This is a genomic window from Nocardioides dokdonensis FR1436 (assembly GCF_001653335.1).
GTDB lineage: Bacteria > Actinomycetota > Actinomycetes > Propionibacteriales > Nocardioidaceae > Nocardioides > Nocardioides dokdonensis.
Genome location: NZ_CP015079.1, coordinates 585,512 through 599,101, shown reverse-complemented (window position 1 = coordinate 599,101; position 13,590 = coordinate 585,512). Strand labels below are relative to the sequence as shown.

Here is a 13,590-nt window from a genome sequence, read left to right as displayed (position 1 = left end):
CGGCGTGCGGTCCTGTGCGGCTACGTCCCGCTCCCCCGGTAGGGGGATCAGGCCCGGGGAGGCAGCTGTCCGCGCACCCCGGCGGCCAGCAGCGCCGGCGACTCCGGGCGCCCGTCCAGCAGTCGGCCGGTGCGCACGGTGGCGCGCCAGCCCTCGGCTCCCCGCCGCAGCTGCCAGTGGTTGGCGGTGGCACGCCGGACGACGAAGCCGTCGTCGGTGTGGACCACCATCAGCGAGTGGGTGACCGCCACCGCGGTGTCACCGTGCACGGTGACGGCGGGCGGGCCGTTGAAGTGGGCGCAGCCGCCGCGGATCCAGCCCTGGTGTCCGCCCGAGTTGATCATCGCGACCAGCTGGTCGCGACCGACCATGCTGACCTCGTCGTTGTCGTAGACGCCGTCGGGCTCCCAGATCGCCGCCACCTCCTCGGCGCTGCCGGAGTCGGCCAGTGCGCCGTAGGTGCTGAGCAGGGCCACGATCTCGCGCTCGTCCTCGAGCACCTGCAGCCGCTGCTCCAGCGCGGCGAGCCGGGCAGCAGTCTGCTCGGCTGTCTGATCGGCGGTCTGGTCTGTGCTCACGGTGATCTCCTGGGTCCGGTTCTCAGTCGAGGTCGCGGGCCAGGACGGCCAGCGCCTCGAGCTGCTCGCAGTAGTGCTCGGCCGACTCGGCCTGGACGGTGGTGGTCAGCAACGTGGCGCCGGCGGCGCGGACCCGGCGCAGGCGCTCGACGGCGGCCTCGGGGTCGGCGCTCGGGTCGAGCAGCCTGCCGGTCGACAGGATGACCTCGAAGTCCTCGGGCAGCTCGCGGGTCGCCAACATGTCGCGCAGCTGGTCCAGCGACAGACCGAACGGCACCCACCCGGTGCCCAGCTCGACGGCGCGACGCAGCGAGCGCGGGGTGCGGCCGCCGATGAGCATCGGCACCCGGGCCTGGACCCCGTGCGGCTCGACGATGAAGCCCGAGATGTCGAAGTGCGGACCGTGGTACTCCGGCTCGCGCCGGCCCCAGCAGGCGCGCAGCGCGGCGAGCGCGTCGTCGGCGATCGCGCCGCGGCCGGCGAACTCGGCGCCGAGCAGCTCGAACTCCTCCTCGAGCGAGCCCACGCCGATGCCGAGCATCAGGCGGCCGCCGCTGATCCGGTCCAGGGTGCCGTAGCGCTTGGCGATCTCCAGGGGGTGGTGGTAGCCGATCACGAGGACCTGGGTCAGCAGGCGCAACCGGGTGGTGCGGGCCGCGAGGTAGCCGAAGGTGGGCAGCGGGTCCCAGTACGTCGCGCCGCGCTGCTGGGCGATCTCGGTGGGGACCGCGACGTGCTCGCTGCAGGTCATGTGGTCGAAGCCCAGCCGGTCGGCAGCCTCCGCGATCCGCCCGAGCTCCTCGATGTCGGCGCTGGCCTCCCAGTCGCCGTGGGCGCCGGGGTTGGCGGTGACGACCGGACTGACGATGCCGAGCTTCATGGGTCTCCTCCGTGACGGTTGCTCGCTCGAGCGAAACACCGGCGGCCCTCGTCCGGGTAAAGGTTCCCGGTCACCGGGAGGCGCGACAGCGGGACCGCTTCCCAACACACCCCTGTGTTGCTACTCTCGCCACGAGGGTAGAATTCATTTCAGTTTTGGGAGATGTGTGATGAGCGCTCAGATCGTGGAACAGACCGGCCAGGGCCCCGACGCCGAGGCGCGCCAGCTGCCGCCCTCGATGGTCGAGCGGATGTCGCTGATCCTCGACGTCTTCGGCTCACCCACTGCCCGCCTGACGCTCGAGGAGGTCGCGCGGAGCACGCACCTGCCGCGCTCCACGACCCACCGCATCCTCGACCAGCTGGTCAAGCTCAGCTGGCTCACGCACACCCCGTTCGGCTACTCGCTGGGCAAGCGCGCCCTCGACCTCGGTGGGGGCGACAAGGTCGACGGCGAGCTGCGGGCGGCCGCCGCCCCCGTCCTCCACGACCTGCAGGTCCGCACGGGGCTCGTCGCGCACCTGGCCTCCCTCGACGGGGCGGACGTCGTCTACCTCGACAAGCTCGGCGGACGCTTCGCCACGGCCGTGCCGAGCCGCGTCGGCGGGCACGCCCCGGCGTACTCGACCGCCCTGGGCAAGGCCATGCTGGCCTGGCTCGAGCCGGAGGAGGTCGACCGTCGTCTCGCCGGCGGCCTGAACCGCTTCACCGGTCGCACGATCGGTGATCTCGACGCCCTGCACCAGGAGCTCCACCGCATCCGCAGCCGCAACGGCATCGCGATCGAGCGCGGCGAGAGCTTCCCCGACATCGCCTGTGCCGCCGCCTCGGTGCGGGGCCCCGAGGGCCCGTTGGGCGCGATCTCGCTGGTCGGTGACCTCGCGGTCAACGTCGAGCGCATCGCGCCGCTGGTGCTGGCCGCGGCCCGCGCCGTCTCGGTCGAGCTCTTCGGTGGACTGGGCGCCCAGCGCCAGGCGCCCCGTCGCGACGCCGACCTCGTGACCCGTCCCTGGACCGCCCGCACCATGGGCGACCTCGTCGGCGGGCGCTGACCTCCGGCTCCCGCCGGGGCTCAGCCCCAGTGGTCGCCCCAGCCCCACAGGTCCGGGGCCGTGTACTCGTGCTGGTCCTCGACCCCGAATCGGCCCCGGAAGAAGAGCATCGGGCGCTCCGGCGCCGGGGTCTCCAGCTGGACCACGCGGCCGATCACGACGTCGTGGTCGCCGGCGACGACGACCTCGTGGACCTCCGCGTGCACCCGCATGAGCACGTCGTGCAGGCTCGGGGTCCCGATCGCGGACGGTGTCCAGTCGAGGCCCTCGAACTTCGCGCCCCGGCTGGAGCCGAACCGGTCGCACAGGTCGGCCTGGTGCTCCCCGAGGACGTTGACGGTGAACACCCCGGCCGCCTGGATGCGTGGCCACGCCCGGCCCCGGTGATCGGCGCAGAACAGCACCATCGGCGGGTCGAGGGAGACCGAGGCGAAGGACTGGCACGCGAAGCCGACCGGCTCGCCGTCGTCGACGCCGGTCACGACGGTGACGCCGCTGGCGAAGCAGCCCATCGCCTGACGCATCTCCACGGGTGTGGGGCCGGTGAGGTCGGTGCTGCTCATCGGGGGCCCTCCTGGGGGTTCGAGCGGTGCTGGTCCGAGGTCACCTGACTGAACCTAGACCTGCACCGCGCCCGACCCCGGACCCCACCTCCCGGTCACCGGGACGCTCGCGCGGGCACGCGATCGACCCGCCTACGTTGAGCGGGTGAGCGAGCTGACCTACGAATCCACCCTGCGCGAGCTGACGACCGACTCCGGCGTCCTGCGCTACCACGAGGCCGGCGACGGCCCGCCCCTGCTGATGCTGCACGGGTCCGGCCCCGGCGTCACCGGCTGGCGCAACTTCGGCGACAACCTCGCCGCGTTCGCCGAGCACTTCCGCTGTCTCGTGCTCGAGTTCCCCGGCTTCGGGGTCAGCGACACCACCGACCAGCACCCGATGATGGCGGCGCTGCCCGCCGTCGGCAGGTTCCTCGACGGCCTCGGGCTCGACCGCGTCGACGTCATCGGCAACTCGATGGGCGGCGGCGTGGCCACCCGCTTCGCCATCGCCCAGCCCGACCGCGTACGCCGCCTGGTCACCGTGGGCGGCATCGGGCGCAACCTCTTCAGCCCCGCGCCCGGTGAGGGCATCAACCTGCTCGTCGAGTTCACCGAGAACCCCACGCGCGAGCGGCTGGTGTCGTGGCTGCGCTCGATGGTCTTCGACCCCGCGATGGTCACCGAGGAGCTGATCGAGCAGCGCTGGGCGCAGGCGACCGACCCGGCGACCCTCGAGGTGGCCCGGCGGATGTACAGCCGCGCCGCCATCGACGCGGCCTTCGCGATGTCCGGCACCTCGGCCCAGGCGACGCCGGGCTGGGCCCAGTTCGACCAGATCAAGGCCAAGACCCTGATCACCTGGGGGCGCGACGACCGGGTCAGCCCCCTGGACATGATGCTGATCCCGATGCGGACCATCCCCGACGCCCAGGTGCACATCTTCCCGCAGTGCGGGCACTGGGCCATGATCGAGCAGAAGCACGCTTGGGAGTCCACCGTGCTGGCCTTCCTCACCGCGGAGGAGCAGGCATGAGCACCCCGGACAGCACCCGGGCCAGCACCCAGGACAGCGCTCAGGGTTGGGACCACGAGTTCGACCTGGTCGTCGTCGGCTCAGGCGGCGGCGGGATGGCCGCGGCCCTCGCCGCGGTCGACGTCGGGCTGAGCGTCGTCGTGGTCGAGAAGGCCAGCAAGTTCGGGGGCAGCACCAGCATCTCCGGTGGCGGCATCTGGGTGCCCAACAACCCGACGCTGCGCAAGCTGGGCCACGACGACTCGCGCGAGTCGATCCTGACCTACCTCAACGCGCTCACCGAGGGCAAGGTCCCGCAGGCCCGGCTCGAGGCCCTGGTCGACCAGGGCCCGGCCGCGATGGAGCTGATCGGCCGTTCCAAGTGGATGAAGCTCGGCTGGACCAAGGGCTACGCCGACTACCACCCCGAGCTCGAGGGCGGGCGCCCGCTGGGCCGCTCGGTCGAGTGCAAGCCGTTCGACACCCGCAAGCTGAAGGAGGACGAGGTCTTCCAGCGCCCCAACAGCATGAAGGGCCCGCTCGGGCTCTGGATCACCGCGAAGGACTACCACGACCTGGCGATGGTCAAGCGCACCTGGCGCGGCCGCTGGGCCTCGGTCGTCGCGGCCTGGCGGGTCTCCTCCAACGTCGTGCGCCGGCGGCACATGGCCACCGGCGGCCGGGCCCTGGCCGCGCGGATGCGGATGGCCCTCAAGGACGCCTCCGTCCCGCTGTGGCTCGAGACCACGATGACCGGGCTCGTGGAGGAGTCCGGTCGCGTCGCGGGCATCGAGGTGACCCGCGAGGGGCGCACCGAGCGGCTGCGCGGACGCCGCGGCGTCCTGGTGGCCAGCGGCGGATTCGACCACAACGCCGAGATGCGTGCGACGTACCTGCCCGAGGGCGGTCAGGAGAACCACAGCCTGGGCGCGGTCGAGAACACCGGTGACGGCATCCTGGCCGGCCGGTCGCTGGGAGCCGCGCTGGACTTCATGGACGACGCCTGGTGGATGCCGTCGGTCGAGCACCCCTCGGGTGCCACGATCCCGCTGGTCTCCGAGCGGGCCATCCCGGGCCAGGTCATCGTCTCCGCGACGGGGGAGCGCTTCACCAACGAGGCCTCGCCCTACGTGAACTTCGTCCACGACCAGCTCGAGGGCCAGCACCTGACGGCCTGGTGCGTCATGGACTCGCGGGCCCGCTCGCGCTACCCCTACGCCCAGATCCTCCCGGGCGTGCCGTTCCCGCAGTCGTTCTACGACGCCGGGACGGTGCACCGTGCCGACACGCTGGCCGAGCTGGGCGCGAGCATCGGCGTGCCCGAGGGCTCCCTGGAGCGCACCGTCGACCGGTTCAACGGCTTCGCCCGCAGCGGCACCGACGAGGACTTCGGTCGCGGCAGGAGCGTCTACGACCAGTACTACGGCGACCCGACGCTGCCGAACCCCAACCTCGACGTCATCGACAAGGCGCCGTTCTACGCGGTGCGCATCCAGATCGGCGACCTCGGCACCAAGGGCGGCCTGGTCTGCGACGAGCACGCCCGCGTGCTCCGCGAGGACGGCTCGGTCATCGAGGGCCTCTACGCCACCGGCAACGCGTCCGCGGCCGTGATGGCCAACGAGTACGCCGGCCCCGGCGCGACGATCGGACCCTCGATCGTCTTCGGCTACATCGCGGCCCGCCACGCGGCGAGCCAGGAGCTCGGCCGGCACGCGGCCAGCACGCTCGGGACCGGCTGAGCCGAGCAGTCAGCGACGTCCCGATCAGCGGGAGGTCGGCCAGCAGGGTGGTGCCCCCGGGTGCGACCTTTGGAGAGCGGGCACGGGGTCCGGTCAAGGAAGTGGTGGATGTCATGAGCAAGTCAGTGCTGGACCTGATCGAGGACCGGGCCGAGGAGATCGCCTCGCTCGGCGCCGCGAACGAGGAGCTCGGGCGGCTGACCGACCGCAGCGCGGAGCTGCTGCGCGAGGTCGGCGTCATGAAGATGCTGCAGCCGGCCAAGTACGGCGGCCACGAGGCGCACCCCGCCGACTTCGCGGAGGCCGTGATGCGTCTGGCCAGCCTCGACGGCTCCACCGGCTGGGTCTCCGGGATCGTGGGGGTGCACCCGTGGGAGATGGCGATGTGCGACTCCCGTGTGCAGGAGGAGGTCTGGGGCGAGAGCCACGAGACCTGGATCGCCTCGCCCTACGCGCCGATGGGCATCCTGCGTCCCGTCGAGGGCGGCTTCGTGTTCAACGGCCGCTGGCAGTTCTCCTCGGGCACCGACCACTGCGACTGGATCTTCCTGGGCGCGTTCCTCGGCGACGCCGAGGGCACCATGCTGATGCCCCCGGAGAACTACCACGTGATCCTGCCCCGCTCGGACTACGAGATCATCGAGGACACCTGGGACGTCGTCGGACTGCGCGGCACCGGGTCGAAGGACGTCGTCGTCAAGGACGCGTTCATCCCTGACTACCGCGCCATCCCGTTCTCGAAGTTCATGGACGGCTCGCAGCCGCGCGAGGCCGGGCTGACCAGCCCGACCTACCACATCCCGTTCACCACGGCCTTCCCGCTGGGCATCACCTCCGCGGTCATCGGCATCGCCGAGGGCGCGCTGGCCGCCTCGCTGGAGTACCAGCAGAAGCGGGTCCAGATCACCGGCACCAAGGTCAAGGACGACCCGTACGTCCTCTTCGCGCTCAGCGACGCCGCCGCCGAGATCCACGCCTCGCGCGTGGCGCTCATCGACAACGTCCGGCGCTTCTACGACAAGGTCCAGAACGGTGAGGAGATCACCTTCGCCGACCGTGCGCACTCGCGCCGTACGCAGGTGGCCGCCGCGTGGCGCGCCGTGCGGGCCATGGACGAGATCGTCGCCCGCTCCGGCGGCAACGGGATGCGCATGGACAACCCCATCCAGCGCTTCTGGCGCGACGGGCACATGGGCATGGTGCACGCCATCCACGTCCCGGGCTCGGTCTTCCACGTCTCCGCCCTCACGGACATGGACTTCATGCCGCCTCCGGGCCCGATGCTCTCGATGATCTGACCCCTCCGGTCTGTCCCGGCACGACCCGCTCCACCCCCGACACGAAGGACGAGCAACGACCATGACCCAGATCCGAGGCCTCGGCTACCTCCTGGTCCAGAGCCAGGACATCCCCCGCTGGCGCGAGCTGACCGTGGAGTGCCTCGGCCTGCAGGAGACCTCCGGTCCCGAGGCGGGGGCGCTGCACCTGCGCATGGACGAGCGGGCCGCGCGCCTGGTCGTCTCGCCGGGGGACACCGACCACGTGCTCGCCGTCGGGTGGGAGGTGCGCGACCAGTTCGCGCTCGCCCACGTCGGTCGGGCCGTCGAGGCCGCAGGCTTCGGGGTCAAGGTGCTGTCCCAGGAGGAGTGCGACCACCGGCGGGTCGAGGCGGCCATCCGCTTCGACGACCCCGCGGGCACCCCGACCGAGGTCTTCTTCGGCCCGATCCTGGACCACAGCCCGGTGCTGACCGGCTACGGCCAGAAGTTCGTCACGGGCTCGCAGGGCATGGGCCACGTCGTCCTCCCGACGACGCGCCCCGAGGAGACCGTGGCCTTCTACACCGAGGTCCTCGGCTTCCTGCCCCGCGGGGCGATCCGGCTCGGCGGTCCTGCCGCCCCCGGCCCCGCGCGCCGGGTCCGGTTCATAGGTGTCAACGAGCGGCACCACAGCCTGGCCGTCTGCCCGGCGCCGCACGGTGAGGCACCAGGCCTGGTGCACCTGATGATGGAGGTCGACGAGCTCGACGCCGTCGGCCGGGCGCTGGACGAGGTCAACAAGCACGGCTTCTCGCTCTCCTCGACCCTGGGCCGGCACACCAACGACAAGATGGTGTCGTTCTACGTGCGCGCCCCCGGCGGCTGGGACCTCGAGTACGGCTGCGAGGGATCGCTGGTCGACGAGAGCTGGTACACCGCCGAGGAGATCACCGCCGACAGCTACTGGGGCCACGACTGGTCGGGTTCCGAACCGCTCGCCGCCTTCAGCCCCACGAGCTGAGATGACCCGCGCCGTGGACCTGGCCGACGTGGCGGAGTTCGACCACGAGGTCGACGTGCTCGTCGTCGGGGTCGGCTGTGCCGGCGCGGCGGCGGCGATGGAGGCCGCGCGGGCCGGCGCCTCCGTGCTCGCCCTCGAGCGCGCCTCGGGCCCCGGGGGCTCCTCCGCGCAGTCCGGCGGTGAGCTCTACCTGGGCGGCGGCACCGCGGTGCAGCAGGCGTGCGGCTTCGAGGACGACGCCGACAACATGTTCGCCTTCCTCGTCGCTGCCCTCGGGCCGCACGCCGACGAGGAGAAGTTGCGGCTCTACTGCGACGGCAGCCTGGAGCACTTCGAGTGGTTCCGCTCGTGCGGGATCACCTTCGAGGGCTCCCTGTACGACGCCCCGACCTGGATGCCGTTCACCCAGGACGGCCTGATGTGGCTCGGCGAGAACGCCTGGCCCTACAACGAGGCGGCCCGTCCCGTGCCTCGCGGGCACCGGCCCGCGACCAGCGGTTGGGCGGGGCAGACGGTGATGACGGCGCTGCTCGCGACCGCCGAGGCCGCCGGTGTCGAGACCCACGTCGACACCCGTGCCCGGTCCCTGGTCGTCGACGCGTCCGGCCGGGTCGTGGGCCTGCGGGCCACGCGCTTCGGCGAGACCGTCCACTACCGCGCCCGGCGCGGGGTGGTGCTGGCCACCGGAGGGTTCGTCGACAACGAGCAGATGCTCACCGACCACGCGCCGGTGCTCCTGGGCCACGGCAAGGTCAGCGACGGGCTCGACGACGGCTCCGGCATCGAGATGGCCAGCGTCCTCGGCGCGGCCACCCGCCGGATGGGCTCCGTCGAGGCCGCCTACACCGCCGTCCCGGCGATGGCGTGCCGCGGCATGCTGGTCAACGCCCACGGACGACGCTTCATCAACGAGGACGTCTACCCCGGGCTCTACAGTCACGCGGCGCTGCACCAGCCCGGTCCCTGCTGGGTGCTGATGGACGAGGCCGGCCTGGAGTCGGTCCCCGAGCAGGACGCCATGGGCGTGCGCCCGACGTACGCCGCCGAGACGCTGGCCGAGCTGGAGGCCGAGCTCGCCATGGTGCCGGGCAGCCTCGAGGCCGGTGTCGCGGAGTACAACCGGCACGCGGCCGGGGGAGCGGACCCGCTCTTCCACAAGGACCCGCGCTGGCTGCGGGTGCTCGAGGGCCCCTGGGCCGCGGTCGACCCGCGGATCGGGTTCTTCGCCCAGGGCAGCGCGGCCCCGGCGGGCACCGGCTTCCAGGGCTTCACCCTGGGCGGGCTGGCCACCACGGTGGACGGCGAGGTGCGCACGGTCGGCGGCGGGCTCCTCCCGGGCCTGTACGCCGCGGGTCGGGCCGCCTCGGGGGTCCACGGCGACGGCTACATCTCCGGCACCTCCCTGGGCGACGGCACCTTCTTCGGTCGCCGTGCGGGTCGGCGCGCCGCCCGCGGCTGACCCGCCCCACGGCACGAGCCCCCGCCACGGCACGACCCTCGAACAGGAAGAGCCGGAGCCCCCGCGGGGGCTCCGGCTCTCCTCGTCGGTCCTGGGGACCGTCAGCTCGTGCTGGGGGGCAGCATCTTCTTCGAGCGCTCCCGTGCCTCGCGCAGCAGCGTGGCGCGGTCGTGACCGCTGCGCTTCTCGATGAGCCGCTGGTTGCCCTCCGCGATCTGGACCGGCCCGTTCTTGAGCTGGGCCAGCGCCTGGCGGGCGACGTCCTCCGGCTCGGAGACGTGCAAGCCGGGGATGTCCATGTTGAGCCCGCCGCGGACCATGGCCGGCGTCCGGGTCACCCCGAGCACGAACTCGAGGACGTCGACGTCGTGGTCGGACATCTCCAGCCACAGGCCCTCCGCGAAGGTGCGGCAGAAGGCCTTGACCGCGGCGTAGATGCTGATCTGGGCCGCGCCCATGAAGCCGGCCATCGAGCCGATGAGCAGCAGCCCACCGCGACGGCGCTGCTTCATCGCCGCGCCGAAGTGCTGCACCAGCGCGAGCTGGGCGGTGATGTTGAGGTCGATGACCTGCTGGAAGCGCTCCAGGTCACCCTCGACGAACTCGGAGCCGTAGGCGTTGGCGCCGGCGTTGTAGACCAGCAGGCCCACCTCGACGTCGGCCGTGGCCTCCTGGATGCGCTTGACCGAGTCGGGCAGGGTCAGGTCGAGGGCCAGGGTGCGCACCTCGACGCCGTGGGCGCGGGCGGCCTCGGCGGTCTCCTCCAGGGGCCCGGGCTTGCGGGCGATCAGCAGGAGGTTGAGGCCGGCCGCAGCGAGCTGGTCGGCGAACGAGGCACCGACTCCCTCGGAGCCACCGGCGATGACGGCCCACGGGCCGTAGGTCGAGACGTCGATCATGAGCGGCTCTCCTCGTGCAGGGCGTCGGGGTTGGTCGGCAGCGGCTCACCCGAGACGACCTCGAGGTCGCCGCGGACGGCGGCCTCGCGCAGCGAGTCGCGCAGCGCGACGCAGCCGGTGAAGGTCCCCCCGTTCGGACCGGGCCGGGGGGAGGAGGCACGACGCTCCACGCAGGACGCGACCGCCTCGTCGGTCCACTGGATGCTGGTCTGCTCCCAGCTGCTCTTGCGGGCCTGGACGCGGGCGCCGCAGGTGCCGCAGGACACGGCCTGCATGGGCGCGGTCTCGAGCCGGACGTCGGGACGCACCGCCATCAGACGGTCTGCTCCTGCGAGGCCGCCGCGCGACGGGCGATGTTGGCCTCGACCTCCCGGCGCCACGCCTCGTTCGGCTTCGTGGTGTCGATCTCGAACTCGAAGCGCTCCGTCATCTCGTGCTCGATGTCGGCGACGTCGACGTAGAACTGCTCGTACCAGCGACGCAGCTGGTAGACGGGCCCGTCCTCCTCGCACAGCAGCGGGTTGTCGATGCGCGCCTTGGTGCGCCAGATCTCGACGTCCTGCTCGAAGCCGATGCGGATGAAGTCACCCATGGTCTGCGCCATCGCGGTGGCCTGCTCGTCGTCGAGCCCGGGCTGCTTCTTGACGATCACGCCGTACTGGAGGACGAAGGTGTTCTCGTCGACGGGGTAGTGGCAGTTGATGAGCACGCTCGGGACGTCGTGGCCGCCCTCGTAGCGGTAGGTCAGGTCGTCGATCATGAACGACGGCCCGTAGTAGCTGGCGACCGAGTGGGTGCCCAGGCTCTTGGGGCCCTCGGTGCTCGCGGTGGGACGGGCGATGTCCTCGCGACCGACGCCCTCCATGAACTGGGTGGCGACGTGGCCCTCGAAGACGTTCTTGAAATAGGTCGGGAACGAGTAGTGCACGTAGAAGAAGTGCGCCATGTCCACGACGTTGTCGACGATCTCGCGGCAGTTCGCGCCCTGGATGGTCGTGGTGTACCAGACCCAGTCGGTCCACTCGGGGTCCGAGTAGCCGGCGATGGTGGGGATGGTGACGTCCTCGGGGGGCTTGTTGCCCTCGGGGTCGTTCCAGACGAAGAGCATGCCGTCCTGGACCATCGTGGGCCAGGTGGCGGTGCGCGCGCGCAGCGGGACGCGACGGGCGTAGGGGATCTGCTTGCAGCGGCCGTCGCCGCCCCAGCGCCAGTCGTGGAAGGGGCACGCGATCTCGTTGCCCTTGACCGTGCCCTTGGACAGGTCGCCACCCATGTGGCGGCAGTAGGCGTCGAGCACGTTGAGCTGGCCGTCCTCGCCCGCGAACACCACGAGCTTCTGGCCGAAGGCCTTGATCTCGTGCGGCTCGCCGTCGGCGAAGTCCCGGGACAGCCCCAGGCAGTGCCACCCACGGGCGTACCGGGTGGGGGCGGCCCCCGACTCGATCTGGCGGACCTCGTCCTGGACTTCAGCCATGTGTCTCTCCCTATTCCCTGTGCCGGGCGGACGGAGGTGGTGCCGACCGGTCCGGCCCCACCTCGTCCTGCCCAGCGACGCTGGTGCTCTCTCGTGCGAGTCTGCGGCGGCCCCTGCCGGCGACGTGTGATCGGTCCCACTCATCGGTACGATGGGGCCGCACATCCACAGCATGCGCCCAGCATCGTCGTGCCACCAGGTCGGAGAGGACGACGTGCCACGAATCGCGGAGGACCGAGCACCGGCCGAGCCGAGCTCGGCGGAGCAGCACGAGCGCTACCAGCGGATCCTGGTGGCGGCGGCCCGGCTGGCCGCCGAGAGCGGCTACGAGCGGGTCCAGATGCACGAGGTCGCCAAGGCGGCCGGGGTCGCGATCGCCACCCTGTACCGCTACTTCCCCTCCAAGGCGCACCTCTTCACCGCCGTGATGCGGTGGCAGGTGTCGCGCGGCTACTCCGCCCCGTCCTCGGGCAGCGCGCAGGATCCGGCGGGCGCGATCGCCGACCTGCTGATCTCCATGACCCGCCAGATGGTGCGTAGCCCCCTGCTCTCCCTGGCGATGATGCAGGCCAACAACAAGACCCAGGCCCTGGCCTCCGCCGCGGGGGAGCAGAGCCCCAACGACGTCGCGTTCCAGCAGCTGGTGCTCGACACCGCGGGGATCGCGGAGCCCTCGACCGAGGACGACCGGCGGGTCCGGCTGGTGGTGCACTGCTGGTACGGCGTGCTGACGTCCGTCCTCAACGGCCGCATCCCCATGGAGGAGGCCGAGGACGACGTCCGGGTGGCCTGCCGGCTCCTGGTCGACAGCGAGTACCCCCGCGCCGAGGAACGCTCCTCCCGCTGATCGGAATCCTCGGTCCCCGGGTGTGACCCGGATCCCTACGCTCCCCGGCATGCACCGCTTCAGCGGCACCAACGTCGTCCTCACCGGTGGCGGGTCCGGCATCGGACGCGCCACCGTCCAACGTCTCGTGACCGAGGGGGCCGCGGTGTACGTCGTGGACCGCGACGGCGACGGCCTGGCCGAGACGGCGCAGGGGGCGCTGGGCAGCGGGCGCGTCGTCACGGAGGTCGTCGACGTGCGTGACGAGGCGGCCGTCGTCGCTGCGGTCGCCCGGGCCCACCAGGAGCTGGGGAGCATCGACGTGCTCGTCAACGCCGCCGGGGTCCACCGCACCACCCCCATCGAGACCCTCAGCGTCCCGGACCTGCGTGAGCTGTTCGAGATCAACCTCGTCGGCACCGCCGTGTTCTGCCGCGAGGTGGTGCCGCACCTGCCCGAGGGCGCCGGCGTGATCGTCAACGTCGCGTCGTCGTCGGCGGCGCACGGCAACCCCTACATGAGCGCCTACTCCGCCTCGAAGGGCGCCGTGCTCGGCTTCACCCTCAGCCTGGCCGCGGAGCTGGCCGGGCGAGGCATCCGGGTCGTCCCGGTCTCGCCGGGCCAGGTCGACACCCCGTTGACCCGTGCGGTCGGGGGCGATGCGTCCCTGGCCGGTCTCGACTTCTCCTACTTCGACCGGATCCGGTCCCCCTGGGGGCCGGCCACCCCCGACCAGCTCGCGGGCGCGATCGTCTTCGCGGCCTCGCGCGACGCGGCCTACCTCACCGGCGTCGACCTCCGGGTCGACGGCGGCTCCCACATCTGACACCTCTGACACCCGAGC

The 13,590-nt window shown here is 71.8% G+C and carries 14 protein-coding genes; 8 read left to right on the top strand and 6 right to left on the bottom strand.

Features of this window, described 5'->3' with window-relative positions:
• Window positions 1–47: 47 nt before the first annotated feature.
• The gene (locus I601_RS02885; protein WP_068106200.1) at window positions 48–578 is read right to left on the bottom strand and encodes a nuclear transport factor 2 family protein; all 531 of its coding nucleotides are present in this window, start codon (window positions 576–578) and stop codon (window positions 48–50) included.
• Window positions 579–600: 22 nt separating this feature from the next.
• Window positions 601–1,458, bottom strand: coding sequence for a TIGR03619 family F420-dependent LLM class oxidoreductase (locus tag I601_RS02880; protein WP_068106196.1), 858 nt, complete (start codon window positions 1,456–1,458; stop codon window positions 601–603).
• Window positions 1,459–1,627: 169 nt separating this feature from the next.
• Here I601_RS02880 and I601_RS02875 point away from each other — a divergent pair, with 169 nt between their 5' ends.
• Complete coding sequence (locus I601_RS02875) at window positions 1,628–2,509, top strand: IclR family transcriptional regulator (protein WP_084527065.1); 882 nt, start codon at window positions 1,628–1,630, stop codon at window positions 2,507–2,509.
• A 20-nt stretch (window positions 2,510–2,529) separates the two neighbouring features.
• Here I601_RS02875 and I601_RS02870 read toward each other — a convergent pair whose 3' ends face one another.
• Complete coding sequence (locus tag I601_RS02870) at window positions 2,530–3,072, bottom strand: flavin reductase family protein (RefSeq protein ID WP_068106194.1); 543 nt, start codon at window positions 3,070–3,072, stop codon at window positions 2,530–2,532.
• A 145-nt stretch (window positions 3,073–3,217) separates the two neighbouring features.
• Here I601_RS02870 and I601_RS02865 point away from each other — a divergent pair, with 145 nt between their 5' ends.
• The 5 genes from I601_RS02865 to I601_RS02845 all read left to right on the top strand — a co-directional run bounded on the left by I601_RS02865 (window position 3,218) and on the right by I601_RS02845 (window position 9,547).
• Window positions 3,218–4,087, top strand: coding sequence for an alpha/beta fold hydrolase (locus tag I601_RS02865; protein ID WP_068106191.1), 870 nt, complete (start codon window positions 3,218–3,220; stop codon window positions 4,085–4,087).
• Window positions 4,084–5,808 carry an FAD-binding protein gene (locus I601_RS02860; protein ID WP_068106189.1) on the top strand — a complete coding sequence of 575 codons (1,725 nt, stop codon included), beginning with the start codon at window positions 4,084–4,086 and terminating at the stop codon, window positions 5,806–5,808. The genes I601_RS02865 and I601_RS02860 overlap by 4 nt, the downstream gene beginning before the upstream one ends.
• Window positions 5,809–5,921: 113 nt before the next feature.
• Window positions 5,922–7,106 carry an acyl-CoA dehydrogenase family protein gene (locus I601_RS02855; RefSeq protein ID WP_068106186.1) on the top strand — a complete coding sequence of 395 codons (1,185 nt, stop codon included), beginning with the start codon at window positions 5,922–5,924 and terminating at the stop codon, window positions 7,104–7,106.
• Between the two features lie 61 nt (window positions 7,107–7,167).
• Entirely contained in the window at window positions 7,168–8,088 is a 921-nt protein-coding gene (locus I601_RS02850) for a VOC family protein (RefSeq protein WP_068106183.1), read from the top strand.
• Between the two features lies 1 nt (window position 8,089).
• Complete coding sequence (locus I601_RS02845; RefSeq protein WP_068106181.1) at window positions 8,090–9,547, top strand: FAD-dependent oxidoreductase; 1,458 nt, start codon at window positions 8,090–8,092, stop codon at window positions 9,545–9,547.
• Window positions 9,548–9,648: 101 nt separating this feature from the next.
• Here I601_RS02845 and I601_RS02840 read toward each other — a convergent pair whose 3' ends face one another.
• The 3 genes from I601_RS02840 to I601_RS02830 are packed head-to-tail and all read right to left on the bottom strand — an operon-like array spanning window position 9,649 to window position 11,920.
• Window positions 9,649–10,446: an SDR family NAD(P)-dependent oxidoreductase gene (locus I601_RS02840; protein ID WP_068106179.1), complete on the bottom strand. Its 798-nt coding sequence runs from the start codon at window positions 10,444–10,446 to the stop codon at window positions 9,649–9,651.
• A complete protein-coding gene (locus I601_RS02835; protein ID WP_068106177.1) occupies window positions 10,443–10,760 on the bottom strand; it encodes a hypothetical protein in 318 nt (105 codons plus the stop codon). The genes I601_RS02840 and I601_RS02835 overlap by 4 nt, the downstream gene beginning before the upstream one ends.
• The gene (locus I601_RS02830; protein ID WP_068106172.1) at window positions 10,760–11,920 is read right to left on the bottom strand and encodes a Rieske 2Fe-2S domain-containing protein; all 1,161 of its coding nucleotides are present in this window, start codon (window positions 11,918–11,920) and stop codon (window positions 10,760–10,762) included. Before I601_RS02830 ends, I601_RS02835 begins: the two co-directional genes overlap by 1 nt.
• A 214-nt stretch (window positions 11,921–12,134) precedes the next feature.
• Between I601_RS02830 and I601_RS02825 the strand changes: the two genes are divergently transcribed.
• Together I601_RS02825 and I601_RS02820 are read left to right on the top strand one after the other, a co-directional pair.
• Window positions 12,135–12,767 carry a TetR/AcrR family transcriptional regulator gene (locus tag I601_RS02825; protein ID WP_068106169.1) on the top strand — a complete coding sequence of 211 codons (633 nt, stop codon included), beginning with the start codon at window positions 12,135–12,137 and terminating at the stop codon, window positions 12,765–12,767.
• Window positions 12,768–12,816: 49 nt separating this feature from the next.
• Window positions 12,817–13,572, top strand: coding sequence for an SDR family NAD(P)-dependent oxidoreductase (locus I601_RS02820; RefSeq protein WP_068106165.1), 756 nt, complete (start codon window positions 12,817–12,819; stop codon window positions 13,570–13,572).
• The last annotated feature ends 18 nt before the right edge of the window (window positions 13,573–13,590 follow it).